The organism is Christensenella intestinihominis (assembly GCF_001678845.1).
Lineage (GTDB): Bacteria > Bacillota > Clostridia > Christensenellales > Christensenellaceae > Christensenella > Christensenella intestinihominis.
On the sequence record NZ_MAIQ01000005.1, the window covers coordinates 19,830 to 45,127 of the forward strand.

The window sequence follows — 25,298 nt, forward strand, 5'->3', positions numbered from 1 at the left end:
ATAGACCGGTCAGACGAGAAGAAGCTCAATTTCCATCCGGCGGATGGTATCGAGCCATTCTTCGCTGAGCCCTTTGTCTGTAATAATCATATCAAATTCCGTCAGGTTGGCGAACATGACGGGACAAACTTTATCAAATTTGGAAGAGTCGGCAAGAAGTATTTTTGTGAGCGCCGAGGCGACGGCCGCTTTTTTGGTATCGAGCTCATATTGATCGATGCATGTGACCGCCATTTTGCTGCTGATACCGGCGGCTGAAATAAAAGCCTTGTTGGCACACGTTCTCGAAATCAGCGATATGCCCTCCGGGCTTTGGAACATCTGCGTATTGGAATGGTAATAACCGCCCCCGCAGATGATTTTAGTGTTTTTCTTTTGATTCAGCTCTATGAGGATATTCATATTATAGCATAACGCGGTCAGTGACGCCGTTTCGGGAATGAAGCGCGCAAGCTGTTCCGTCGTTGTACCGGTATCGATTACGATCACGTCGTTCGGCTCTAGGAGGGAAGCGGCTTTTGCGCCGATCCGTTCCTTTTCCGACCTGTGGGCAAGATGCTCGGCCGAGAGGTTATATTCCTTATTGAGGATTGCCTCGCCATCCGTTTCGTTTGCGGGATGGTATACGGCCACGCCCTGAATCAGCGTAACAAGACGGCTTGCGCTCAGCACTTCGAGGTCACGCCTCACGGTCATTTCCGATACGTCAAGCTCGGCGGACAATTCCCGGATGGAAGCTCCGTTGCGCACCTTCAATATTTGCATGATACGGTTGAGCCGGTCTGCTTTTTTACTCATGGCGCTTCTTTCTTATCTGACAAAAATTTTTCTTAAGTATAGCGCGGTTTGTGAAAAAAGTAAAGGAAAATATCGAAAGCGCTTCAAAATGTGAAAATTTCACCAAAAAATGTTATAGATAGTTAAAAGTACGGTTAAATACGGGGATTTGAAGCAAAAAAAGTGAATGCCGGAGGACAAGCGGAATTGAGAAAACGGCATGAAAGCCCTTTGGAAAAGGTGGATAAGTAACATAAATTGCATATAAAATGCATGATTTATAACAAACACCAAAAAAATAACAAAAAATGTTGACATACCAGACCGAATGAGTTAAGATTGAGTTGCAATCACAAATCAGTGAAAATAAATTTCAGGCAGTGGTTAAGAACCTAAACGTTTTTGACCACTGCCTTTTTTTGCGTTAAATACTTTTCCTGTCTGGTTTTGGATTCGTTTCCCTTTTTGAAATAGCTGTTTAAAAACGTTTACTTTTTTAACCCGGAAGTCTCGAAACAAAAATAATTCAGAAACGGCATCAATTACATTGCAATAAAAGGGGGAGTAGAAAAATGGATGCGGGAGTAAAAGAAACAAAACGGATGAGTCCGCTTAAAAGGGCCGCAAGCGTAAACGAATTTGGCATCCTCATTGCGCTGATCGTCTTATGCGTAGTGCTGGGCCTTGCGAATCCTGTGTTTTTTACATTCGGGAACGCGATGAACGTGCTGCGCCAGATCACGCTGGTTGCCATTATGGCAGTCGGTGAAGCATTTATTATTATCACCGGGGGAATCGACCTTTCTGTGGGCAGCACGATGACCCTTTCGGGGATCATGATGGCCTTCTTCGTAGCCTCGGGCGTCGATCCGACGGTTGCGCTGGTCCTGACGCTTGGCGTGGGGCTTTTATGCGGACTGTGCAACAGCCTTTTGATCGTGAAGCTGAACCTCAATGCGTTCATTACAACACTCGCGACGATGAACATTATTAAAGGCTTCGCCTACCTTGTTACGGGCGGGCTGCCGATCAAGTTCGATTCGTATATCAACTTTATCGGCAATGGTACGATCGGCGGTGCGGACGGCGTTCCGGTATCTGTCATCATTATGTTTGCCGTCATCATTATCGGCCATATCCTGCTGAATCGGACCGTATTCGGGAAAAAGGTCTTCGCAGTCGGTGGGAACGAACGTTCGGCCAAGCTTTCGGGAATCCGTACGGAACGTGTGAAATACACCGTTTACAGCATTGCGGGCGCGCTTTGCGCGCTGGCCGGAGCCATTTGCGTATGCAATCTTTCCATTGCGGACAACAGCTCGGGCAGCGGCATGGAAATGGATGTAATTGCGGCGGTGGTAATCGGCGGCGCCAGCCTGTCGGGCGGCAAGGGCTCGATTGTGGGCGTATTGATTGGAGCGGCAATTATGGGAGTGCTCAAGAACGGGTTTGTCCTCCTGCAATTTTCAACCTATTGGCAGATGATTACGCTTGGCGCTGTTATCATCATCGCCGTGGTGCTCGACGGACTTCGGAACAGGAAACAGTAAACCCGCGGGGGGAGGAAGCAAAAATGGACCAAGATATGCTGGTTGAACTTAAAAACGTATCCAAGCATTTTCCCGGCGTAAAGGCCTTGCAGGATGTGAGCCTGCAGGTGAGGAAAGGCGAAGTGCATGCGATTCTCGGTGAAAACGGCGCGGGAAAGTCAACAATTATGAATATCATGTTCGGGACCTATCCCCAAACAGAGGGGCAAATTTTCTGGAAGGGAAAGGAAGTGCGGTTTAAAACCCCGCTGGATGCCCAGAACATGGGAATCGGGATGGTGCACCAGGAGAACTCGCTGTTTCCGTTTCTCGACGTACAGAACAACATTTTTATGGGGCATTATCCCGCCAGCGGAGCAATGATCAGGCGGGACGAGGTCAGGCGCAAAACGGTGGAACTGCTGGAAGAGCTGCATCTCGAGCATATCCATCCGGGAACGACGGTTGCGGACCTCAGCATGGCGGATAAACAGCTGATTGAAATCGCCAAGGCGCTTTCCCAGCATCCGGATTTTATTATGTTCGACGAGCCGACCGCCGCGCTTACGAACAAAGAAACGGCGATCCTGATGGACATCATACGCGACCTGAAACAAAAGGGAGTGGGCATCGTTTACGTATCCCACCGTCTCAACGAGATTTTTGAGCTGGCGGACCGGGTGACGATCCTGCGCGACGGACAGCATGTGATTACAGGTCCGGTCGGCGATTTTGACAACGATAAGGTCGTGCAGTATATGGTTGGGCGGCAACTTGACGACCAGATGCACAGCCTGAAAAAAAACACAAAACGCGGGATGGAGGACGAGACGGTCCTTGAAGTCAGGAAGCTATGCAAAAAAGGCGCGTTTGAAGACATATCGTTTGAGTTGAAAAAGGGCGAGGTGCTTGGGTTTGCCGGGCTGGTGGGCGCGGGCAGGTCGGAAATACTGGAAGCAATTTTCGGATATGAGCCGGCAGACAGCGGCGAAATATTCGTGGAAGGGAAAAAGATGGACATGACCCATCCGCAGGTCGCTACGGAGGCGGGGATTGGCCTGATCCCGGAGGAACGGAAGGTCAAGGGGCTTTTCCTGGAGCTTTCCGTAAGGGACAACATCAACATCGCGACGATCCGGGAATGCAGGACGGGCACGCTTGTCAACCGCAAAAAGGAGATCGAACGAGCGGAACAAAGCGTCCGACAGCTGAATATCAAAACGCCGACCGTGGAAAAGGCAATCATCAACCTGTCCGGCGGCAACCAGCAAAAGGCAATCCTTTCAAGGTGGCTGCTGGCAAAGCCGAAAATACTCATGCTGGACGAGCCGACGCACGGGATCGACGTGGGGGCAAAGGCGGAAATATACAGCATCATCGATAACCTGACAAGGGAGGGCGTATCGGTGATCCTGGTTTCCTCGGAGCTTCCCGAACTGCTGCTTTTGAGCGACCGCATCGCGATCATGTATCACGGGAAAATGACCGGGATCGTCGGGCGGAGCGAGCTTAGCGACGATGCGCAGGAGGTGATTATGCGCTACGCAACCGGACAGGGCTGAAACAACGAAATAATTTTTCCGTGCCGAAAAGCGCGGGGATAAGAAAAAACATAATAATGGAGGAGAAAAAAATGAAAAAAGTACTGAGCATTGTGATCGCCGCAGTTATGCTGCTTACATGCGCACTGGCGGGCTGCGCCGCCCAGACGGCAAGCGAACCTTCCGCGAGCACGGAAGCGTCCACGGAGCAATCCACAGAGGCATCCGCATCCGCGGAAGAAAGCGCGTCTGCAGACGCAAATGCGGGAGATGTGGAGATGGTTCCCGTGGACAGCGAATACGCGCGTGTCGATATGGTAAACAAGGAGCCCGAAAAGCCGTTGCGGCTGGCGTTCCTTTCACTCCAGAATAATGCGTTCTTTGACCTGGTGGCGCAGGGCGCGGAAGTCGGCAAACAGCTGATGGCGGACCACAACGTGACGGTCGACTATATCGTAATGGGCGACACGATGGACGCGCAGACCGTGAATACGGCAATGGACGCGGCGATTGTGCAGAAATATGACGGCATTATTGTAACGCCTTTCTCGGTTGGTACGGAAGCGTACATTGATAAGGCCGTGGATGCGGGCATTCCGGTTATCACACTGTACGGCGAGAGCACGGAACCGAGCAAGAGGATGCTTTTCATCGGCCAGGATGCGTATTCCGCAGGCAAGATTGTCGGGGAATATGTTGCGGATAAATATCCCGAGGGCGGAAAATACGGCATCGTGACAGGCGTGTTCGGCGTTGAGGTATTTGAAGGACGCAATTCCGGTTTCAAGGATGGTCTTGCGAAAAATGGAGCAGAGTGGGAAGAAGTCGGGGTTATGGAATCGGCCGACAGCGCGGACAAGGTATATTCCATCACAAAGGATTACCTGACGGCCAACCCGGACCTTAAAGCGGTTTACGTATCCTCGGGCGGCAATTACGGCGCCTCCAAAGCAATCGAGGAAAAAGGACTTTCGGACCAGGTGATTTCCGCGGGACATGACGAGGTTCCGGATAACCTCGAGTATGTTGCCGACGGCCAGATGGTTGTAATCAGCCAGGATACGATGGGCGTTGCGGTTTCGAGCCTGATCTATATGTACAACTACCTTGTAGGCGGCGTTGAGCCGGAATCCGACGTGATCCCGTCCAATTCCTTCATGATCGACAAAGACAACGTTTCGGATTATCTTTGATAATCCGGGAGGACAATAGCCCTACCTGCGGCGGACGCCGCCGCCCTGAAAAAAATGGCATCTCAGGGCGGCGCGCCGGTTCCGCCGGTTACAAAAAAATTTATTAAGGAGAGCGGAAAAATGGCAAAGAAAAGATATGTGATGGTAAATGAACTGAAACCCGAACATGTGGAGGATTATAAACGGCTGCATAAAACGTGCCTGGAAACCCAATTCAAGGGACAGCCCCAGGCGATGCGGGATTCGGGGGCAATTGAAACGCTGGTTTATATTTATAAGAATTTCAGCATCGTGTATATCGAGACGGAGCTTGAACTGGACGAAGTGTTTGAACGCCTCGGCAAGACGCATTCCAACCAGATTTGGCAGGACGAGGCGAACCCGTGGTTTGCCGTGCCGACAACCTTCGACGGTGCGCAGGAAGCGCAGTACCTTGAGAAAATTTTTGATTCCACCCAGATGATTAACGGTGAATTCAACGAGTTTTAAAGACAGCTCAGGAAAGGGGAAAAAGATTATGGCTAAGGTTGCCGTTGTCGGAAGCCAGTTCGGGATTCATTTTTTCCGCCCGAAGGCGCTTCCGGAAAAAGGCGAAACGGTAATGGCGCAGTCCTACAACAGTGAGATTGCGGCAAAAGGACTCGATACGGCCGTGGGGTGCCACAGGCTGGGCGTGCCGACCGCTTACTGCGGCTGCGTCGGCGAGGATGAATTCGGGAAACGTACGTTTGAATTCATGGACGACGAAAAGATGACGACGCAATATGTGGTCGTTGATAAAAACAGCTTTACGGGCGTTGGAACGTGTATCATCGAAGACGGCGGGCAAAACTATGTAATTGTTGCGCGCGGCGCAAACGATGCGATTTCAAAGGAAGATATCGATAAATTTGAAAAGGACGGCCTGTTTGACGAGATCGAGTATATGGGAACCGGGCTTGAAATCAACCTCGACACCATGGCGTACGCCGTCAAAAGGGCATATGCGCACGGTGTGAAGGTGCTGCTCGACCCGGCCCCGGTAGCAGAATTTGACGAGTCGATTTATCCCTGCCTCGAATTTATCAAACCGAACGAAACAGAGGCGTCGGCGCTCACGGGGATCAACGTGACGAACGAGCAGAGCGCAATCCAGGCGGCGAGGTGGTTCCTTGCAAAGGGCGTCAGGCACGTGATTGTGACGCTGGGTGCGAACGGCGTGGTATTCGTCGACGATACGCACGAGCAGTATATCCCCTCGTTCAAGGTAAATGCCGTAGACGCGAGCGGCGCGGGAGATACCTTCGGCGGCGCATTCCTTGCGGGTATGGCAAAGGGCTACGATATTGCCGACGCAATTGTGTTCGCGAACGTGGCGGCAGGAATCAGTGTCACGAAGGTCGGGTGCATCGAATCGATGCCGCGCCTCAGTGAGGTGGAACAGTTTATCCGGGACAATAATATAACACTCGCATCGGCGAAATAATAAAAAACGATTCATTTTATCGCCGCGCAGCAACGGGATGCAGGACGCTGGAAAGCCGTTTTTCATACCGGTTTGTTTCGTGATGCGATTTACGGAGGGAAAAGAAATGAAAGCAAACGACATTTTAAAGCATGTGGACCATACGCTCCTGAAGGCGGATTCAACATGGGGGCAAATCCAGCAGCTGACAGAAGAGGCGATTGAGAATAAAACCGCGTCCATCTGCATTCCGCCTACTTATATCAAACGGGTGAACGATAAGTATGGCGACAAAATCAATATCTGCACGGTGATCGGGTTCCCGCTTGGATACAGCGTCACGGCGGCTAAGGTTGTGGAAGCCAAGCAGGCAATTGCGGACGGCGCAAACGAGGTGGATATGGTCATCAATATCTGCGATGCGAAAAACGGAGATTTCGGGAAAATCGAAGATGAAATACGGGAGATCAAGGCCGCGTGCGGAGATAAGATACTGAAGGTGATTATCGAAACGTGCTATCTGACCGACGAGGAAAAGATTGCCATGTGCAAGGCGGTCACGAACGCAAAGGCGGACTATATCAAAACCTCCACGGGTTTTGGGACAGCCGGCGCGACCATTGAAGATATCATCCTTTTCCGGGAAAATATCGGGCCGAAGGTCAAAATGAAAGCGGCCGGCGGAATGAAAACCTATGAGGACATGGTGGCCTTCCTTGACGAGGGCGCAGACCGCCTTGGCACCAGCTCGGGCGTAAAGCTTGTCCTGGGGCACGAAGCAAAATAAAAGAGGATCAAAATTCAGGAGGATATCAAGATGACTAAAATTACACGTGAAATCGTCGAGCAGGGCATCGACGCTTCAATCGGCGCGGCGCCCGCGCCTACGGTTGAGCAGGTGACGGAATTTGCACAATCGACGATTCCCTATCACTTTGCGGCAATTGCAATCGAACCTTTCTATGTGCCTTATGTCGCGCCGATGTATCATGCGGCGGGAAAAAAGCTTTGCGCGCTGTGCAACTATCCGCTCGGCGGGATGACCTTCGAGGATAAATATGCGCAGGCCAAGCAGGCGATTGCAGACGGCGCGGACGAACTTGACTGCGGAATCGATATCAGTGCGTTCATGTCCGGAAACTATAAAAAGGTGGAAGAGGACTTCAAGCCAATGCTTGAACTGGCGGACGGCAGGATCATCAAATGGCTGTATTTTTGCAGCCTGATGACTGAGGACCAGCAGCTTAAATGCGTGGAAATCGCGGTTAAACTGGGCGTTCCTTTCCTCAAAACAAATCCGGGTTATGGATTCTCGACGACGCTTGACAACGTACGCCTTGTGAAAAAGAATTTCGGGGACGCCATCAAGATTATGACGTCGGGCGGCGTGCGGACGACAGAGGATGCAATCGCCATGATGGAAGCGGGAGCGTCCAGGATTGCGACAAGCTCCGCATTCAAAATCATGGAAGGCTTCGACCAGTAAGAAAGGCAGGAAAAAAGATGGAATTAAATCAGACGGTACTCAAATGCGGGATGACGGAAGAATATATCGGCGATATTTGCCGTAAAGCCGCGGACAAAGGCTTATACAGCGTAAGCGTATTCCCGAGCGTCGTGGCCGCCGCGGTAAAGGCGCTGGAAGGGACGAATACGAAATGTTGCTCGTCGGTCAGCTATCCGCTGGGGGTCGACCTTCCCAAAATTAAGATCAATGAAGCCAGGCTCGTAATCGGGGACGGCGCACAGGAGGTCTGCATGGTAATGAATGCGGCGGCTGTGAAAATGGGGGATTTCGACGTTGTTAAGGAGGAAGTGAAAGGCGTTGTAGACACGGCCCACGCCGCCGGATGCAAGGCTAAGGTAATGATTGAAACGGTACTCCTGACAAAAGAGCAGGTAAAAGCCGCGGCAGAGCTCGCGGATTCCCTCGGCGCGGATGTGATCCTGCCCTCGACAGGTTTTAAGCCCCTGCAGGCGCGCGAGGTGACAAGTGACGACATTGCGTACATTGCCGGAATTGTAAAGAATGCCGAAATCGAAGCGGCGGGAACGATTGAAGACAGGCAGACTGCGGAAGCGATGCTTTCGGCAGGCGCAAAGAGAGTGGCGGCAGATGCGGCGCTCAATTTCTGAAAACATTTCTTTCCATGCTCAAATTTAGCAAAACGTCCCCTGAACAGTTCGGGGGACGTTTTGCTTTTTTCCAATTTTAATTTGTAACGACAAGTGTTCTATGTTACCTTATTATCAGAAAAACAACGTGATCTAACTTTGCATTGCGGCAAGGATGCGGCCTTCGCTCGCATCCTTGTGGAGCATACGGTCGGCAATCCTTCCGCGGTTCAAAACAATGATGTAGGTGCTGAGCATCAGCAGTTCGGAAATTTCAGAGCTGCTGATGACAACTGTGCAGCCGTCCCGTACCTTCTCCTGAATCCACAGGTAAATGTCGTTGCGGGTGGAAACATCCACGCCCTTCGTTGGCTCGTCGAGTAATAGGATATCGCAGTCTGCGGTCATACAGCGCGCCAGAAGAACCTTTTGCTGGTTGCCGCCGCTTAAATTTAAAATCGGCTCGTTGATGTTTTGCAGCTTGATATCAAGGTCAATCACGCTTTCGAGCGTGTCGGCGACCTGCCTTTGCGGGTCAATCAGTATATGGTCGACGGAATTGTGCGCGATCATGCAGTTCTCGGACACACTCAAATTAGGAAAAATACCCTGCCGGATACGATCATCCGTCAGATATGCGACGCCATTTTTGATTGCATCGAAGGGATGGGTGAAGTGCGTTTTTTTCCCTTTGAGGAAAATGCTGCCGTCATCCTTGCTGAATTCGCCAATGATGGTTCGCAGGATAGCGGAGCGCCCGGAACCGACCGCTCCGGCAATACCCAGTATCTGGCCTTTGCGGGCCTTAAAGCTGATATCCCGATAAATGGGATTTTTTTCGAGGTTCCGGACCTCAAGCAAAGGTTCCCCCCTGTCGCTTCCGCTTATATGAAGGTCGTGGTTGAGCGCCCTGCCGGACATAATCAGGTGAAGTTCATCCTTGGTGATGCCGTTGACCGTGCCGCTGTATTTATTCGTACCGTCCACAAGCACGGTTACACTGTCGCAGTGATCGATAACCTCGTCAATCCGGTGTGTTATATAAATGACGCTGGTGCCGCGGGCCTTGATCTTGTGCAGGAGGTTAAAGACATATATTTGCTCTACGGCGGTAAGCCCGGCCGTGGGCTCGTCCATAATCAGTATCTCGGCATTTGCAATACACGCTTTTGCGATCGTGATAATATTTTTTTCGCTTCCGGAAAGATTCGATACCAATGTTGAGGGCGATTTTTGCAGATCGAAATAGTGCAGAAGTTCGGTGGTTTTTTTCTTCATATAGCGCCAGTGCATAAAAAAATCAAAAGGCCCTTTCCTGATACCGAGAAAGATGTTTTCCATAATCGAAAGACAATCGACAAGATTTGGTTGCTGGTATACGGTGAAAATACCGTTTTTTTGGGCTGCCATAGGGGATGAGGGCTGATAAGGCCGCCCGTTGAGGAGAATCTCTCCGGAATCAGGCATGAATACGCCGCCGAGGATATTCACAAGGGATGTTTTTCCAGCGCCGTTGGGGCCGATGAGCGCATGGATTTCACCCTTCTCCATCCTGAAATCCACATGGTCAAGGAGAACGGACGAAAAGATTTTTTTGGTGACTTGCTTCATCTCAAGTAACATGACAGATTCCTCCACAACTAAATTTTAGGGGAAAGGAAGGGAAATAGAAATCTATAAAATTGTTCAAAAGGTCTGTGATTTTGCCTTCTTCGCAGGAATGCCATGAATTGCGGCTGCGACTGTGCTACTCTTTTAGGAACAGGCTGATCTGTGCGGCATGCATATGCCGTCCCACTCACTTCCAGCCCATGATCGTTTTCCAAGCCACTGGGGATATAGTATGAGTTACGATTCGATTTTTTTAAAAAGACCGAAGATTGCGCTGATTGAATGGATTGGCTCCGGAAAGAGGCGGCGACCCGAAAATATGGACTATACTGAGCTTGTAATCTGCATGGATGGAATGTCGGAGGTGTGCGCAGGCAGCGAATATTCCCATATTGACCGCAGGCAGCTGCTGGTTTTGCAGGGAGGATGCGGTTATCGGCTGATGGCGGAAGTGCCGCAGAATGAGAAAATATTGCGTATTCTTTTGCATGATTATCAGATCAGGGGACATCCGGAAAATAAAATCATGGAAGAAGACTTTCTTTTCCTGCCGCTTTTGAAAAGCAGTGATTTTTTCCTCAATAGCTGCGCTTATCTCCAGCAGGAGTGGAACAGCAGGGACGGACCGGTGAAAAATGAGATTATTACCTCGGCCCTGTGTATCCTGTTGTATATCATTATTGACGAGCTCAAAAGCATGGAGAGCGACATCTCGGATGTGACCGAGGTTACGCGCCGCTATATCGAACAAAATTACAACCGGGAGCTTAGCCTAACACAAATTGCTTCCGAAGTAAATTTTAGCATTTATTATCTTGCGCATCTTTTTAAGCGGGAAATGGGCGTCTCGCCCATGCAATATTTGATGAACTGCCGGATGGAAAAGGCCAAGGAGCTTTTGCTTGATACCGGGCGTACGATTTCGGATATTGCGGCGGAGGTGGGATATCCGAATAAAAATTATTTTACGATGCTGTTTAAACGCAACGTGGGCATTACGCCGGGAAAATTCAGGAAGGAAGGGCCAAAGGGCCGGGCAAGGGAGCGTCCGTAGGAAAAAACTGCGGACGCTTTTTTGTTTGGGAACGAAAGACAAAATCCTGTACTTCCAAGCCAATTTTGTTAATTGTTGTTGTTTTAAAAAGCAAATACAATGAAACCACAGTAAACGATAATCAATCCAAACATTCAAAATGCCAAAAAAAAATCAAAAGTACGTATATAAAAATGAAGAGGAAACGAACGGAGGGGACATAGTGGTTGCTTTGGAATTGAAGGATGTGAGTAAAAGTTTTGCAGGAATCCACGCGTTAAAGGATATTACCTTCAGTGTGGAAGCAGGGCAGATATGCAGTATCGTGGGAGAGAACGGAGCGGGCAAATCGACGCTGATGCGCGTGATTGCAGGCGCGCATGCGCCGGATACGGGAACCGTGAAAATCTGTGGAAAGCAAATGACGGAATTTACACCCAGTTATGCGCAGGCATCCGGTGTGGGAATCGTCTATCAGGAGTTGAGCCTGATTCCTGAAATGTCGGTCTACGAAAACATTTACCTCGGGCATCCGATTTTGCGGGGAATACTTTATGACCACAAAGCAATGGCGGAAAAATGCCGGGAAGCCCTGGGCGAGGTAGGGCTTGGAAACATTTCGCCGCACAGCATGATTAAGGACCTGAGCGTCGCACAACAGCAGCTTGTGGAAATCGCCCGGGTGCTGGTCGCGGAAGCGAGCATCCTGATTATGGATGAGCCAACCTCCTCTCTTTCAGAGCAAGACAGCAGCCGTTTGCTCAGGCTTTTGACCGAGCTCAAGGATAAGGGAAAAACGATTCTTTATATTTCCCACCGTTTAAACGAGGTACAACAAATATCCGATACAATCGTTGTGCTGCGGGATGGGAACTTTATCGAACACAATCTCGCAAAAAACCTGAAGCATAGAGAAATTATTGAAATGATGGTGGGCAAAGCAGTGGACAGGGTGGATCACATGAAAAAGGATACCACGGGGCTGCCGGCGATACTGTCTGTCCAAAACCTGTGCGTAAAGCCCCGGATCAAAAATGCGTCCTTTGAACTGAAAAAAGGCGAGGTGCTTGGCTTTGCGGGCTTGGTGGGCGCCGGACGCAGCGAGCTGATGAGAGGGGTTTTCGGGGTGGATAAACCGACGGGCGGCTCGCTTGTGCTGAATGGCAAAAAAATCCGGCATATCACGCCCGCAGCGATGTTAAAAAACGAGACGAGACTTTGCCTGGTTCCTGAAAACCGCAAGGAGGAAGGATTGATATTCGGCAAAAGCGTGGGTGAAAATATTGCGATCACCTACCGCAACTTCAATTATAAAGGCGGATTGATTAAAAAGGGACTGGAGGACGATGTTGTCAGGGAGTATTCCGGTAAACTCCAGATCAAATGTTCCTCAACGGATCAATGCGTGGAAGACCTTTCCGGGGGAAACCAGCAGAAGGTTGTGCTTGCCAAGATGCTTTCCACCAAACCGGATATCCTCATCCTGGATGAGCCGACCCGGGGCATCGACGTCGGGGCAAAGGCGGAGATTCATAAAATTATATCGCAGCTTTCAAAGGAAGGCGTGAGCATAATACTTGTCTCGTCCGAGTTATCGGAGCTCGCGCTTTTATGCGACAGGGTGCTGGTGATGTCGGACGGTAAAATTGTTGCGGAGATGGACCGCGAAATTACGGAATCGGCAATGCTCAAAGAAGCGATTCCCTGCTGAATAACTGGCAACAACACTTGAGGAGGCAATACAAATGATGAGTATCAAAGAAAACAAGATCGTAAAGGTGTTCAGCAACAACGGGCTGCTGGTGGCGATTATCATCCTGTTCGTGATTATGGTCGTTACCTCGGACGTATTCCTGACGCCGCAGAACCTGATTAACATTCTTTCGCGTTCGACCTCTATGGGAGTAATTGCGGTAGGCATGACGATCGTATTAATCACTGGCGGGCTGGATATGTCGGTAGCAAACGTAGCGTCTATGGCCGGGCTGCTTTCGGTGGGCCTGACGAAATACCAGGGGCTTTCCGAAGAATGGGCGATTATTTTTGCACTGTTGTTCGGAGTGGGCGTAGGATTTGCGAACGGGCTTCTCGTCACCAAGGTAAAGGTCAATTCACTGATCGCCACAATCGCCACGATGACAATTGTGGAGGGAGTCATCTGGGTGTATTCCAACGGAGCGAACATTGCGCCGGCGCCGGAATTCCTGGAGGGCATGACGTCAATCAAGGTGTTTGGCAATATGCCGCTGACAATCTTTATCTGGATTGGAATCGGCGTGCTTGCGGCCCTTATGCTGAAGTGGACCAAGCTGGGCCGCAGCTTTTACGCGACGGGCGGCAATCCGGAAGCGTCGCGGCTGTCCGGCATCAAAACGGACAACGTGAGGCTGTGGGCTTACGTCCTGTGCGGGCTTCTGTCGGCATTTGCCGGTATGCTGCTTGTTTCCCGGCTGGATGCGGCGATTCCCACGGCAGCGGCAGGGATGGAGCTTACGGTAATTGCGGCGGCTGTCGTCGGCGGCACGAGCCTTTCGGGGGGGACCGGAAATATGTTTGGAACATTCCTCGGAGTTATTCTTATTGCCATGATCAGCAATTCAATCAACCTGTGGGGCGTGCCCGCCGCTTACGACAATGTGGTTACCGGCTCGGTGATTGGTGCGGCGGCGCTGATTGACGCACTGCGCACACGCAAAAAGAGGATCGGATAACGGTTTAGGGAAACCTGAAAATAGAAAGGAACATAAGGAGGAAAGAAATGGAAGGAAAATCGAGGAAGAAAGTTCTGGCGGCAATACTTGCCTGCGTACTGTGCATTTCCGTATTTGCGGGCTGTGCCGCCGGTACCGGGACAACGGAACCGGCGCCGGACGCCGGGGAAAGCGCCAGTGCGCCGGCAGAGACGGCTGCCGGGGAAAACACGCCGGATGCCGGGAATGAGCCGGCGGAGCCGGCAGGAGAGCTTCAGCGGCCGGAGCCGATTTCGGGAACCGAGGTTGTGAATATTGCGGATATTGCGGAATACACAAAAAAAGAGGAGGGCGAGCCAATGACCTTTGCGCTGCTGCTGTTCTCACGCGGATTTGAATGGATGATCGGCTTGCAGCAGGAATTTGAAGCGACATGCGAACAGCTCGGGGTAACGCCCATTGTCCTTGATGCGCAGGGCTCGGACGACACGCAGCTTGACCAGATACAGGATATGATTACGCAGCGCGTAGATGCGATTATACTTACCCCAAACAGCAACGACGGCTTGGTTGCGGGCGTGAAAATGGCGCAGGAAGCAGGTATTCCGCTGGTGACGTGTGAAAGCGAAGTGGAGGGGAATATTGTACCCATCCATGTCGGCGTGGACAACTACCAGATGGGCCAGTTGGCTGCGGAATTCATAGCGGATAAGATCGGCGGAAAAGGGAAGGTACTGGAATGCCGCGGAGCCCTCGCCTCGCTTTCCTCCACGGCAAGACACGACGGCTTTGTGGAAACAATGGCGAATTACCCGGATATCGAGGTGATTTCCAAAAATACGGAATGGGTATCGACCGAGGCGTCGTCCGCAACGCAGGACGTGCTGACGGCAAACCCGGACCTGGCCGCGATCTATTCGCATAATGACGAGATGCAGACGGGGATACAGTCGGCCCTGCGCGAAATGGGAAGGCTTGTGCCCAGCGGTGAGGATGGCCATATTGTGCTCGTGGGCATTGACGGAACGCCGCTTGGCCTTGAACGCCTGCGGGAAGGCATACAGGATGCGTGTGTTGTGCAGGACCCGTTTGACCAGGGAAAATATATTGCAAATTACGCTTATGATTTTCTGACGGGCAAGGACGTTCCAAGGAAAACGCTGACACAGCCCTATGTGGTTACGCAGGAGTATGCCGCGCTTGACGTTTTGTGGGGGAACCACGAATTTGAGGCCGTGGAATAGGAAGATGGAAATAACCGGTATAAAGCCGGAAAATTAAATCAAAATGGAGGTAATGAACAATGAGTGGTGGAATTGCAGGATGGAAACCTGTCAAGAAGTATGCGTGGAATTACAAGGAAATCCCGGACGATCCGGGAATGGACGACCTGATGCCCGGGTTTGAGATTCAATATATTATTACCGGGGACACGGTGCCGGACAACGACAAGGCGATCTTCGGACACTGCGTATTCCCGCCGAGGTCGGCGCATTATAAGCACCAGCACCTGAACGCGATTGAGTGCGTCTATACCATCCGCGGCAAGGTAATCAACGGATTTACAACGCCGGAAGGGGATGTGGAAACGGTATGCGAACCGGGGACAGTCGCTTATGCGCCGCAGGGGTCGGTACACTGGACACGGAACCCTTTCGACGAGGAAGCTGAATTTGTGTTTGCTTACTATGGATGCAACAGCGTTGACGACAGCGGTTATGTAGACCTGCGTCCGCAGTTTGAAGAAAAATAATCCCATTGTTGCAGCGGGGGCCCGGCGCAGGCCGGCTCCCGCAAAAATCCCGTACACAGCAAAGACTGAAGGAGCGAAAGTATGGATACGATTAGAATCGGTATGATCGGCGCGGGCTTTATGTGCAAGCTGCACAGTATCGCCCTCGTAAATTACCCAATGTATTTCTTCCCGCCGGAGGCGGACGTGACGCTGCAGTGTATTGCAGACAGCAATGTCCGTCTCGCGGAAGAAGGGGTAACCCGTTACGGATATAAAGAATATGAAGAGGATTGGACAAAGCTGATTGCCCGCGATGACGTGGATGCCATCGACATAGTGACGCCCAACTGGGTTCATCGGGAAATGGCAATCGAAGCGCTCAAAAGCGGGAAACCTGTCTTTTGTGAAAAGCCCCTCTCCAACACGCTTGAAGATGCGGCTGAAGTTTATGAAGCGGCGCGCAGGGCGGACGTGGTGAACGCAGTGGGCTACAACAACAGGTGCATCCCCGCCGTTACGCTGGCAAAGCAAATGATCGAATCAGGACAACTAGGCGAGATTTATACATTCCGCACCCAATATATGCAGGACTGGGCCATCGGCGAGGATGTACCGATGGAATGGCGTCTCGATATCGACAAAGCGGGAAGCGGAGCGCTGGGGGATATTTGTTCACACGCGATTGACTTGGCGAGATATCTGGTGGGCGATTTCGCAAAGGTCGTGTCGAAAAGCCGTACGATCATCAAAGAGCGGCCGGTATCGGAATCTGCCGTGCTGGGCCTGAAAAAGAAGCAGGAGATACTCGGCTACCAGGAAGTGAAGGTGGATGACGAAGTGGAGTTCCTCGTGGAGTTCGCAAACGGGGCGACAGGAATATTTACATCGTCAAGATTTGCCTACGGACATAAAAATACGCTTGATTTCGAGGTCTACGGCAGTAAGGGAGCCTTGAAATTTACCAACGAATATCTGTGGGAACTTCAATATTACAGCGGAACGGACCCGGAGGACAAGCAGGGATACAAAAAAATTAAAATGGGGCCGATGCATCCGTACGGAATGTCATTTTGGCCGATTGCGGACCTTGGCATCGGCTATGCGGACCTAAAGTGTGCGGAGATGTCACACTTTATCGAGGCTATCTCAAAAAGTGATCCGGCGCTGGTAAACGCCAGCTTTTATGACGGCTATAAGGCATGCCAGATCATCGATGCAGTACAGCGATCCGCACGCGAAGAAAAGTGGATTGGAATCGAGGATGATTGAGAGTGACGGTGTGCTCACAGAAAGGGACTGATTCCCGCCGGCCGCCTATGCGGCGCGGCTGATGTTTTCTCTACTTATTGCGGCGCCCTGATTTCCATGCGTACGGAAATCAGGGTATCTGCAATCGTGAAAGGAGTAAGGACTATGCAGGCTCAACTAAGATGCAGATACTGCGGTGCCTTGTTCAAAGTAGAACGGGACGACGTCCTGAATACCCGGAAGAAAGGCGCATGCCCGAATTGCGGGTTTGAACTTGACGCGGAGACTACGGCGCAACTTAAAAAGGCATTCGATTCCATTGCGCAACTTGTGGAAGAAAAATTCTGTAAAGAAAAATAATCCCCAATACAAAAAACGCCTGAATCATTAGGCGTTTTTTGTTATAGAGCCGCGTTAATCTGCGGAAATATCCGCCGTGTCCACACAAATAAAAATCACATTTTCCCCGCGGGATGGAATCCGGCCTCCCACAGAGGGATGCGGAAGCGGAACATGCGCCGCTTCCATACCATAAAGATAAATAGAAAGCTCCTCTTCCGCCATTTCATAGGCATCCTCGAGCGAATGCCCGAACGAGACCGGACATTCCAGATCGGGGAAATGGCCAATATACATAGAGCATTCCTTTTTGAAAACCGCAGGATAGCTATATTTACACATTGTAATCCCTCCCTTTCCTTAAATCCGCAGCTTGATATGGCGTTTAATATCGGATTGGCGCCGCGGCCTTGCCATATTATAGATAGGTAAAATTATGGAAAATAAAATTAAAATAAATATGTAAACTGAATTAAAATAATAAGTTTACAATAAAACCGGAATGTGGTATCCTGTTACGGTATGAAAAAAAGGAGGCAGCTATGATGAAACAAACCACCCGTATTACCACGCGGGATATGATCCTGTGCGCATTGTTTGCGGCGCTGATTGCGATTGGCGCGTTTATCCGGATTCCGATTCCATACGTGCCGATTACCTTCCAGGGATTCTTTGTTGTATTGGCGGGCTTTCTGCTGGGACCCAAATACGGCAGTATCTCGATGCTGATTTATATTGCGCTTGGCCTTGCCGGGCTTCCGATCTTTACGGAAGGCGGCGGGATTATGTATGTACTGAAACCCACCTTCGGCTATCTGGTCGGGTTCGCGGTATGCGCCTGGGTGGCGGGGGTGCGTGCGCGGAAATTGAAAAAGCTTACGGTTGGAAGGCTTTTTGCGGCGGGGATGACCGGCATGATTCCCGTTTATATCATTGGCATGCTGTATTTCTATTTCATCATGAATTATGCGCTCGGAACGCCGGTCGGTATATGGGCGGCGATCTGGTCGTGCATTGTGCTCGTCCTGCCCGCCGATATCCTGCGGTGCCTGCTGGCGGCATGGATTGCGAAACGGATGATTCCGGTATTGAAAAGAAGGGAGCCTGCAGTATGACGGTGCAGGAACTTGGGGAAAAGGCCGCGCAGGGCGGTGCGGTCTCAAAAGAGGAAGCGCTGTTTCTTGCTAGGGCAGGGCTTAAAGAGCTTTGCCGGACGGCGAATGAAATCAGAAAGACCGTTTGCGGCGATGCGTTCGACCTGTGCTCAATTATCAACGGAAAGAGTGGAAAGTGCCCGGAGGACTGCAAATTCTGCGCCCAGTCCGGGCATTACCAAACAGGCGCGGAATTTTATGGGCTTCTGGAAGAAGGGGAAATTCTTGCCGCCGCGCAAAAAAACCGCGATGGCGGGGCGGGACGCTTCTCGATCGTTACATCCGGCAAACGGCTGACGGACGAAGAAGTGGGAAAGCTGTGCAAAGTTTACCGGAGGATCAAAAAGGAATGTGGAATCTCCCTGTGCGCGTCGCACGGCCTGCTTACGCGCAGGCAGTTTGGGATGCTCCGGGATGCGGGCGTATCCCGTTACCACAACAACCTTGAAACCTCCCGGGGATATTTTCCGAGGATATGTACGACCCATTCCTATGACGACAAGCTTGCGGCCATCCGGGCGGCGCAGGCAGCCGGTTTCGAGGTGTGCAGCGGCGGAATCATCGGCATGGGAGAAAGCATGGAAGACAGGATCGATATGGCGCTTACCCTGAGAAAGCTTGGGATACGTTCCGTTCCGCTCAATATCTTAAACCCGGTAAAGGGTACGCCGCTTGGCGGACGGGCGGTTTTACGGGAAGGGGAAGCGGAACGGACGGCGACGGTGTTCCGTTTTTTACTGCCGGATGCACAGATACGCCTTGCGGGCGGACGGATTAACCTCACGGACCGGGGCAGGCGCATGTTGGGCGCGGGAATCAATGCCGCGATTACGGGCGATATGCTCACCACGGCGGGGATCACCATGGAAAGCGACCGGAAGATGCTTCGGGAGTGCGGATTCCGGATGGATATGCGGGAATGAACCCCGGTTCCGCCGGGCGCAGGAAAATTGCTTTATGCGCTTTACGAATTTGTGGTTTTCACGTAGAATAAAGACAGATTCGGTTTGATGAAAGGAAGAGGGACCTATGGGGAAAAAGATCGTAGTATTGACGGGAAGCCCGCGTAAGGGCGGAAACAGCGACCGTATGGCGGATGCGTTTATTGCGGGAGCGCAGGGCGCGGGGCACACCGTGGCAAAAATCGAAACTGCGCCGCTCGACGTGAAGGGGTGCCGCGCATGCGACGGGTGCTACCGCGGCGGCAGGGCGTGTTTTTTCAACGATGATTTCAATGGGATTGCACAGGAAATCCTGGAGGCGGATGCGGTGGTATTTGCGACGCCGCTGTATTGGTTCTCCTTTCCCGCGCAGCTGAAAAACGTGATGGATAAGTTTTATGCTTTTGTGGTTGGCGGAAAAGAATTTAAGGGAAAGGAATGCGCGCTCCTCGTTTGCGGCGGGGACGCGGAGGAAACGGCGTTCGACGGGCTCCTGCGCAGCTACGGGCTGATTGTGGAATACCTCGATTGGACGGACCGCGGCAGGCTGGTCGTTACGGGCGTAAACGCGAAGGGCGAGATTGATAAAACGGACGCACCCGGACGCGCGGAGGCATTGGGCGCGGAATTCTAAAACAAACGGCAATTACGGAGAGGTAAAATGGCGCATACCTTTAAACGGACAATCCATGCATGTTACCGGGGATATATCGTACAGGCGGCGATCAACAACCTGGCGCCGCTCCTCTTTGTCATTTTCCAACAGCAATTTGGAATATCGTTTTCCATGATCGGGAACCTGATTTTCCTGAATTTTGGTACGCAGCTTGTCGTGGATGCAATCGCGGTAAGATTTGCGGACAAAATCGGTTACCGCAAATGCATGGTTGCGGCGCATATCCTATGCACTGTCGGTCTGGTTGCGCTTGGGGTACTCCCGGGCGTGATGACGCCGTATGCCGGGCTTTCCGTTGCGGTAATTCTCTATGCGGTCGGCGGCGGGCTGATCGAAGTACTAATCAGCCCGATCGTGGATGCGGTTCCGGGCGACGACAAGGCCTCCGCAATGAGCATGCTGCACTCTTTTTATTGCTGGGGGCAGGTGCTGGTCGTGCTGCTTTCCACGATGTTTTTACGGGCGTTTGGAAACGGGGCATGGACGATATTGCCCCTCTTGTGGGCGGTATTGCCCCTTATGAACGGCATCAGCTTCCTGAAAGTGCCCCTTCCCGCGCCGGAGGAGGAGCACGAAAAAATACCGGTCAGGAAATTACTTGCATCGAAAATATTTATGATTGCGATGATTATGATGCTGTGCGCGGGCGCGGCCGAGCTGTCGATGGCGCAATGGTCGTCCCTGTTCGCGGAAAAAGCGCTCGGGATATCGAAAATGATGGGCGACCTGATGGGCCCCTGCCTGTTTGCCGTGTTTATGGGCCTTGGCAGGACCGTTTACGGGCTGTGGGGAAAAAGAATCAACCTCACGGGCGCACTTCTGGTATGTTCGGTTTTATGCGTGTTTTCCTACCTGCTTGCCTCGCTGGCAAATATTCCCGTGCTTGCTTTGGCGGGATGCTCGCTCTGCGGCCTTGCGGTCAGCCTGCTTTGGCCGGGAATGCTCAGCTATTCATCGGAATGTTATCCGGGCGGGGGGACGGCAATGTTCGGCATCCTTGCAATCTGCGGGGACATGGGATGCTCTATAGGACCGTGGATTATGGGCGTTGTGTCGGAAGGCGCGCAAAGCTCGCCCGCGCTTATTGCGCAGGCCGCGGCGGATGGCTTCACGCCGGAGCAATTCGGCCTGAAGGTTGGCCTTTTGACCGCCGTTGTGTTTCCCGTCGTCATCGTGGGCGGGGTCCTGGGAATGAAGCGGTTGAAGAAAATAGAAAAATTACCGGGAAAAGCCGGGACTGAGCCGGGGCAATAGGGCGCAAAGCAGTCAAGTAAATACATTGCAATCTAAAAAATGGAAGCATGATGCTTCCATTTTATAATTCCGGCGGTGTAAAATATGTCAGTCCTGTTTATTTGACCTTGCGCAGTACATATACGGCCGGGTAGAGGCCGCCCGCGTCAAACGTCGCGCGTTTCAGCACGTCGAACCTGCCGCAAGCCCGGATAAGCTGTTCCGTCAATTGCTTCTCATGCGTATACAGCACGGCGAGCCCCTCGTCCGTAAGGATATCGGGCAGGATACGGAAATAGGATTTGTACAGCCGTTCGTTTTTGGAATGGCTGCCCACGCGCAGGCCAAAAGGCATATTGGCGATGATTTCATCATATTTTTTCGCGGTGAATTTCAGGCAGTCGATATAGTGGAACTGCGGATGGACGTGTGCATAGCGGCTGTTTTCCTTGGCCGCTTCCACCGCCGTCATATTGATATCCGCCCCGGTGAGGGAGTGATGCGGATAGAAGCCGCGTTCATACAGCATGGTGCCGCTGCCGCAGAAATTATCCAGCACGCGCGCGTCGGGATTGAAAAATTCGCTTGCATAGGCGCATACGCTGGCGGCGACGCCGGGATTGATGCTGGCGGGGATTGCCTTTTTGCGGTAGGCGAACCGTTCGTCCGTGAGCGGATTCAAAAATACCTGCGCCTTATCCCCGTCCATTTCAATCAGGATTTCGATGGAATAGGAGGAGGGGGTATTGATCAGCTCCTTCATTGCCGCGACGCACTTTTTGATAATGTCGAGGCGTACCTCGTGCGTGACGCTCCGCACCTCGAGGCGATAACCCGTTACGCCCGTCCGCTGGATAACCGCCCGTTCGCGCTGCGCGAGGAACGAGGGAAGCTCCGCGATGGGCGAGGCCCCGAGGTAAATATATGCATCCGTATAGGTGCGGAGCCGGTAAATATCATAAAAATCCGTCAGGTTGGAAACGGCAATATACCTGCCGAGCTTTTTTGGCAAAAGACCGGCGTCGAGGCATTGCGCGTAGGTAACGTTCGGGTTCGGCGAAGCGAGCATCACAATATCCGTCGGAAGGATACGTACGCGCGCTTTCCGGCGCATAATAAAGCCTGCGAGCGCCTTGTCGAGGGCCGCCTTTTCCTCTTCGCGGTGCTTCTCGAGGTCGCTCCTCAGCTGGTAGGAATCGAGGAAGCGCTTTGCCCGGTCGTTTTTTGCCCGGCCGATGGCAAGCAGGTAGGAGGGAAGCGTGAACATTGTCTGTTCGTGCATGATGGCGTCAATCAGGTCGTCGAGGTATTCGCCCGCGCAGGTGTTGCCGATGATCTGGGCGGCGTGCATGCGCACCTTTGCGTCGCCTGTCCGCAGGAATTTCAGGATACCGTCGATGTTGGCGCGGACAAAATCGGCCGCGCGGTTTCCCGTATCCGCAATCACGCGTAAAGCCGCCCGCGCGTTCGCGCCCTTGGCCTGGTTGTATACGGTCTGGAGTTTCCCTTCCTTCACAATATGGGAAAGGCCTTCTTTGCGTTCCGCCGCGGGAAGGGTGTGGTAATTTTCAACAAAATTTTGAATATTCATTTTACACCAATGCTCTCTAAGATAATATTGAGGACATTGCTTGTACCGTCTGCCTCAGTGCTTTGCGCCATGTTGAGCACAAGCTCCTGCCGGTGCGCTTCAAGGTCGCGCAGGGCTTCAAGGAGCGTATCGCGGTTCAGGTTTTCCTGTTCAAGCACCTTTGCATAGCCGCGTTTTTGAAAGTAATTTGCATTCAGGATTTGATCGCCGCGGCTTGCGGACAGAGGTAACGGTACCAGGAGCGCGGGAAGCTTCAATGCGAGAAATTCAAAAATCGCATTTGCGCCGGAGCGGGAGAGTGCGAGGTCGGCCGCCGCAAAAATATCGTTGAGGCCTTCTTCCACATATTCAAACTGCCGGTAATCAGGATTATCGTCCAGCGCAGGGTTAAGCTTTCCTTTTCCGCGAAGATGGACGATGCTGTACCGTTTCGTCAGTTCCTCGATTCCCGCGTCTACGGCGTCGTTTATCGCCTGCGCGCCCAAAGATCCTCCCATTATTAATAACACGGGTTTTGAGCCGCTAAACCCCAGTTTTTCAAGACCCGCGGCACGGTCGCCCGTCAAAAGGTCCCCGCGAATCGGGGAACCGGTCAGGATTCCTTTTCCGTCATGGGCGTCGCGCGTATCAAACGAAAGGCAGATTTTTTGCGCTTTTTTTGTGCACAACCGGTTGGCGAGCCCGGGCGTGTAGTCGCTTTCGTGCAGGATAACCGGGATGTTAAGCTTTGCCGCCGCCCATGCGACGGGCACGGATACAAAGCCGCCCTTCGCAAAGACAAGGTCGGGCCGGAGGCTGCGCAGGATTTTTTTGGCCTGCCCATAGCCCTTGAAAATCTTGAAAATGTCGCTGATATTTTTAGCGCTCGCATAGCGGCGCATTTTTCCCGCTTCAATAACATGGTAGGGAACGCCGTGCACAAGCGTATGCTCGATGCCTTCCTCCGTGCCGATGTAATGCACCTCAATGCCGTGCCCGGAAAGCCCGGGAATAAGGGCGAGGTTGGGCGTTACATGCCCGGCGCTGCCGCCGCCCGTCAATACGATCTTTTTACTCATAATATACCTGCCTGTCTGTGGAATGATAACCTTACCCATCATAGCACAATGAAAAGGCGCGGGCAAGAGCGCTGCTGCGGCTTTTCGAGCAAAAATAACATTCCGGCAGGTTCCATTCGGGGAGATTGCACAAAAAAAGAAACGACGGTTCAAAAGTATGGAATTTGTAAGAATTCTTTACGGTTCGTGCCGTTGATAATGACTTGTGTTTATGCTATATTGAATGCATTGGGGATAAAGTGAAAGGTTGGACAATGAAGGTACTTATATTAAGTATGACGGTTGGGCAGGGGCACAACTCGACGAGCAAGGCCCTGCGCGCGGCACTCCTGAAAAAAGGGCACGAATGCGATATTCTCGATACGTACAAATTTTTGAACAAGGCGATCGGGCTTGGGTTTGACAAGGGATATGTCGCCATGGGGCGGTTTGTCCCAAAGCTGAACGAGACGATTTACAAGGGAGCCGAAAAGGCGAACGGCCGTGCGGATATGAAGCTGTATTTTCCGTGGGCGTTTGCCAACCTTGCCAAAAGCAAGCTCCAGAAATATATCGATGAGGAAAAGCCGGACGTAATCGTGTGCTCGATTGTGATGACGGCAATGCTGGTTACCGCCTTAAAGGAGGCGGGCACCTATGACGACCGGATCAAGAGCATCGGCATTGTGACGGACTATTCCCTGCATCCATTCTGGGAGTATACGGCAATGGATTATTTTGTGGCGGCGAACGAGCTGCTGATTCCGGAGTTTACCCGGCGCGGCATTCCGGAAAATAAAATCCTCCCGACCGGAATTCCTGTGGCGCCCAAGTTCGCGCGGGCGATGCCCAGGAACGAGGCGCGCAGGAAATTGGGCCTCGACCTCGATAAGTTCACTGTGCTGCTCGCTTCGGGCGGCATGGGGTTTGCGGGCATGACCCCGGTGATGGAGGACGTGGACCAGATGGACGGCATCCAGCTTATCGCCGTCTGCGGGTCGAACAAGCGCCTGAGGAGCAGGCTTTCCTCCATGGAATATAAAAACGATGTCCATATCCTCGGATTTGTGGATAACATGGAGGAATATATCGACGCGGCGGACGTCGTAATCACCAAGCCGGGCGGGCTTTCGACCTCGGAGACGATTGCAAAAGGCAAGCCGCTCCTGCTGATGAAGCCGATGCCGGGCGTTGAAAATATGAACCTTGCGTTCCTGCTTAATAATTCGCTTGCGGTGCATTGCAGCCAGTACCAGTCGGTCAGCCAGGTGATTATGCAGCTGCGCCTCAACGACCTGAAGCTCAGGGAAATGGAACGGGCGCAGAAAAAATGGGGAAAAAAGCACAGCGCGAAAACGCTTGCGGAATTTATAGAAAAACTTGTGTAGTGCAAGGGAGGAGAAACAATGGA

General features: G+C 51.9%; 24 protein-coding genes. 19 read left to right on the forward strand and 5 right to left on the reverse strand.

Going from position 1 to position 25,298, the window contains the following annotated elements:
• Positions 1–9: 9 nt before the first annotated feature.
• Positions 10–798, reverse strand: a complete 789-nt coding sequence (locus BBD38_RS07970; RefSeq protein WP_066686536.1) for a DeoR/GlpR family DNA-binding transcription regulator — start codon at positions 796–798, stop codon at positions 10–12.
• A 551-nt stretch (positions 799–1,349) separates the two neighbouring features.
• On the opposite strand from BBD38_RS07970, the gene BBD38_RS07975 reads away from it, so the two are divergent.
• The 8 genes from BBD38_RS07975 (at position 1,350) to deoC (BBD38_RS08010) (ending at position 8,620) form a co-directional block, all read left to right on the forward strand.
• Positions 1,350–2,327, forward strand: coding sequence for an ABC transporter permease (locus BBD38_RS07975; RefSeq protein WP_066686538.1), 978 nt, complete (start codon positions 1,350–1,352; stop codon positions 2,325–2,327).
• A gap of 23 nt (positions 2,328–2,350) precedes the next feature.
• A complete protein-coding gene (locus tag BBD38_RS07980; RefSeq protein WP_066686540.1) occupies positions 2,351–3,868 on the forward strand; it encodes a sugar ABC transporter ATP-binding protein in 1,518 nt (505 codons plus the stop codon).
• Between the two features lie 71 nt (positions 3,869–3,939).
• Complete coding sequence (locus BBD38_RS07985; protein WP_172807796.1) at positions 3,940–5,040, forward strand: sugar ABC transporter substrate-binding protein; 1,101 nt, start codon at positions 3,940–3,942, stop codon at positions 5,038–5,040.
• A 120-nt stretch (positions 5,041–5,160) separates the two neighbouring features.
• On the forward strand, positions 5,161–5,529 hold the full coding sequence (locus BBD38_RS07990; protein WP_172807797.1) for an L-rhamnose mutarotase: 369 nt from the start codon (positions 5,161–5,163) through the stop codon (positions 5,527–5,529).
• A 28-nt stretch (positions 5,530–5,557) separates the two neighbouring features.
• Positions 5,558–6,505 (forward strand): ribokinase, encoded by a 948-nt coding sequence (locus BBD38_RS07995; protein ID WP_066686545.1) that lies wholly within the window; start codon positions 5,558–5,560, stop codon positions 6,503–6,505.
• A gap of 106 nt (positions 6,506–6,611) precedes the next feature.
• Positions 6,612–7,271: a deoxyribose-phosphate aldolase gene (gene deoC, locus BBD38_RS08000; protein WP_066686547.1), complete on the forward strand. Its 660-nt coding sequence runs from the start codon at positions 6,612–6,614 to the stop codon at positions 7,269–7,271.
• Between the two features lie 30 nt (positions 7,272–7,301).
• The gene (gene deoC / locus BBD38_RS08005) at positions 7,302–7,970 is read left to right on the forward strand and encodes a deoxyribose-phosphate aldolase (RefSeq protein ID WP_066686548.1); all 669 of its coding nucleotides are present in this window, start codon (positions 7,302–7,304) and stop codon (positions 7,968–7,970) included.
• Positions 7,971–7,987: 17 nt separating this feature from the next.
• Positions 7,988–8,620, forward strand: coding sequence for a deoxyribose-phosphate aldolase (deoC, locus tag BBD38_RS08010; protein ID WP_066686549.1), 633 nt, complete (start codon positions 7,988–7,990; stop codon positions 8,618–8,620).
• Between the two features lie 132 nt (positions 8,621–8,752).
• On the opposite strand, the gene BBD38_RS08015 is transcribed toward deoC (BBD38_RS08010), so the two are convergent.
• The gene (locus BBD38_RS08015) at positions 8,753–10,222 is read right to left on the reverse strand and encodes a sugar ABC transporter ATP-binding protein (protein ID WP_066686550.1); all 1,470 of its coding nucleotides are present in this window, start codon (positions 10,220–10,222) and stop codon (positions 8,753–8,755) included.
• A gap of 220 nt (positions 10,223–10,442) precedes the next feature.
• On the opposite strand from BBD38_RS08015, the gene BBD38_RS08020 reads away from it, so the two are divergent.
• The 6 genes from BBD38_RS08020 (at position 10,443) to BBD38_RS08045 (ending at position 16,937) form a co-directional block, all read left to right on the forward strand.
• Positions 10,443–11,264 carry a helix-turn-helix transcriptional regulator gene (locus tag BBD38_RS08020; protein WP_066686551.1) on the forward strand — a complete coding sequence of 274 codons (822 nt, stop codon included), beginning with the start codon at positions 10,443–10,445 and terminating at the stop codon, positions 11,262–11,264.
• 202 nt (positions 11,265–11,466) lie between these two features.
• Entirely contained in the window at positions 11,467–12,954 is a 1,488-nt protein-coding gene (locus BBD38_RS08025) for a sugar ABC transporter ATP-binding protein (protein WP_172807798.1), read from the forward strand.
• Between the two features lie 34 nt (positions 12,955–12,988).
• A complete protein-coding gene (locus BBD38_RS08030; protein ID WP_066686552.1) occupies positions 12,989–13,954 on the forward strand; it encodes an ABC transporter permease in 966 nt (321 codons plus the stop codon).
• Between the two features lie 47 nt (positions 13,955–14,001).
• Positions 14,002–15,177 carry a sugar ABC transporter substrate-binding protein gene (locus BBD38_RS08035; RefSeq protein ID WP_066686554.1) on the forward strand — a complete coding sequence of 392 codons (1,176 nt, stop codon included), beginning with the start codon at positions 14,002–14,004 and terminating at the stop codon, positions 15,175–15,177.
• A 59-nt stretch (positions 15,178–15,236) separates the two neighbouring features.
• Positions 15,237–15,686 carry a cupin domain-containing protein gene (locus BBD38_RS08040; RefSeq protein WP_066686555.1) on the forward strand — a complete coding sequence of 150 codons (450 nt, stop codon included), beginning with the start codon at positions 15,237–15,239 and terminating at the stop codon, positions 15,684–15,686.
• Positions 15,687–15,767: 81 nt separating this feature from the next.
• Positions 15,768–16,937: a Gfo/Idh/MocA family protein gene (locus tag BBD38_RS08045; protein WP_066686557.1), complete on the forward strand. Its 1,170-nt coding sequence runs from the start codon at positions 15,768–15,770 to the stop codon at positions 16,935–16,937.
• A gap of 393 nt (positions 16,938–17,330) precedes the next feature.
• On the opposite strand, the gene BBD38_RS08055 is transcribed toward BBD38_RS08045, so the two are convergent.
• Positions 17,331–17,597 carry a type II toxin-antitoxin system HicB family antitoxin gene (locus BBD38_RS08055; RefSeq protein ID WP_066686560.1) on the reverse strand — a complete coding sequence of 89 codons (267 nt, stop codon included), beginning with the start codon at positions 17,595–17,597 and terminating at the stop codon, positions 17,331–17,333.
• Between the two features lie 200 nt (positions 17,598–17,797).
• Here BBD38_RS08055 and BBD38_RS08060 point away from each other — a divergent pair, with 200 nt between their 5' ends.
• The 4 genes from BBD38_RS08060 to BBD38_RS08075 all read left to right on the forward strand — a co-directional run bounded on the left by BBD38_RS08060 (position 17,798) and on the right by BBD38_RS08075 (position 21,280).
• Positions 17,798–18,370 carry a biotin transporter BioY gene (locus BBD38_RS08060; RefSeq protein ID WP_235829115.1) on the forward strand — a complete coding sequence of 191 codons (573 nt, stop codon included), beginning with the start codon at positions 17,798–17,800 and terminating at the stop codon, positions 18,368–18,370.
• Complete coding sequence (gene bioB, locus BBD38_RS08065; protein WP_331463059.1) at positions 18,316–19,332, forward strand: biotin synthase BioB; 1,017 nt, start codon at positions 18,316–18,318, stop codon at positions 19,330–19,332. The genes BBD38_RS08060 and bioB overlap by 55 nt, the downstream gene beginning before the upstream one ends.
• A gap of 106 nt (positions 19,333–19,438) precedes the next feature.
• Positions 19,439–19,984, forward strand: coding sequence for a flavodoxin family protein (locus BBD38_RS08070; protein WP_066686564.1), 546 nt, complete (start codon positions 19,439–19,441; stop codon positions 19,982–19,984).
• Between the two features lie 27 nt (positions 19,985–20,011).
• Positions 20,012–21,280 (forward strand): MFS transporter, encoded by a 1,269-nt coding sequence (locus tag BBD38_RS08075; protein WP_066686566.1) that lies wholly within the window; start codon positions 20,012–20,014, stop codon positions 21,278–21,280.
• A gap of 97 nt (positions 21,281–21,377) precedes the next feature.
• On the opposite strand, the gene BBD38_RS08080 is transcribed toward BBD38_RS08075, so the two are convergent.
• Positions 21,378–22,850, reverse strand: coding sequence for a methyltransferase (locus tag BBD38_RS08080; RefSeq protein WP_066686568.1), 1,473 nt, complete (start codon positions 22,848–22,850; stop codon positions 21,378–21,380).
• Positions 22,847–23,950, reverse strand: a complete 1,104-nt coding sequence (locus BBD38_RS08085) for an undecaprenyldiphospho-muramoylpentapeptide beta-N-acetylglucosaminyltransferase (protein WP_235829116.1) — start codon at positions 23,948–23,950, stop codon at positions 22,847–22,849. Before BBD38_RS08085 ends, BBD38_RS08080 begins: the two co-directional genes overlap by 4 nt.
• A gap of 212 nt (positions 23,951–24,162) precedes the next feature.
• Between BBD38_RS08085 and BBD38_RS08090 the strand changes: the two genes are divergently transcribed.
• A complete protein-coding gene (locus tag BBD38_RS08090) occupies positions 24,163–25,275 on the forward strand; it encodes an MGDG synthase family glycosyltransferase (protein ID WP_066686572.1) in 1,113 nt (370 codons plus the stop codon).
• Positions 25,276–25,298 lie beyond the last annotated feature (23 nt).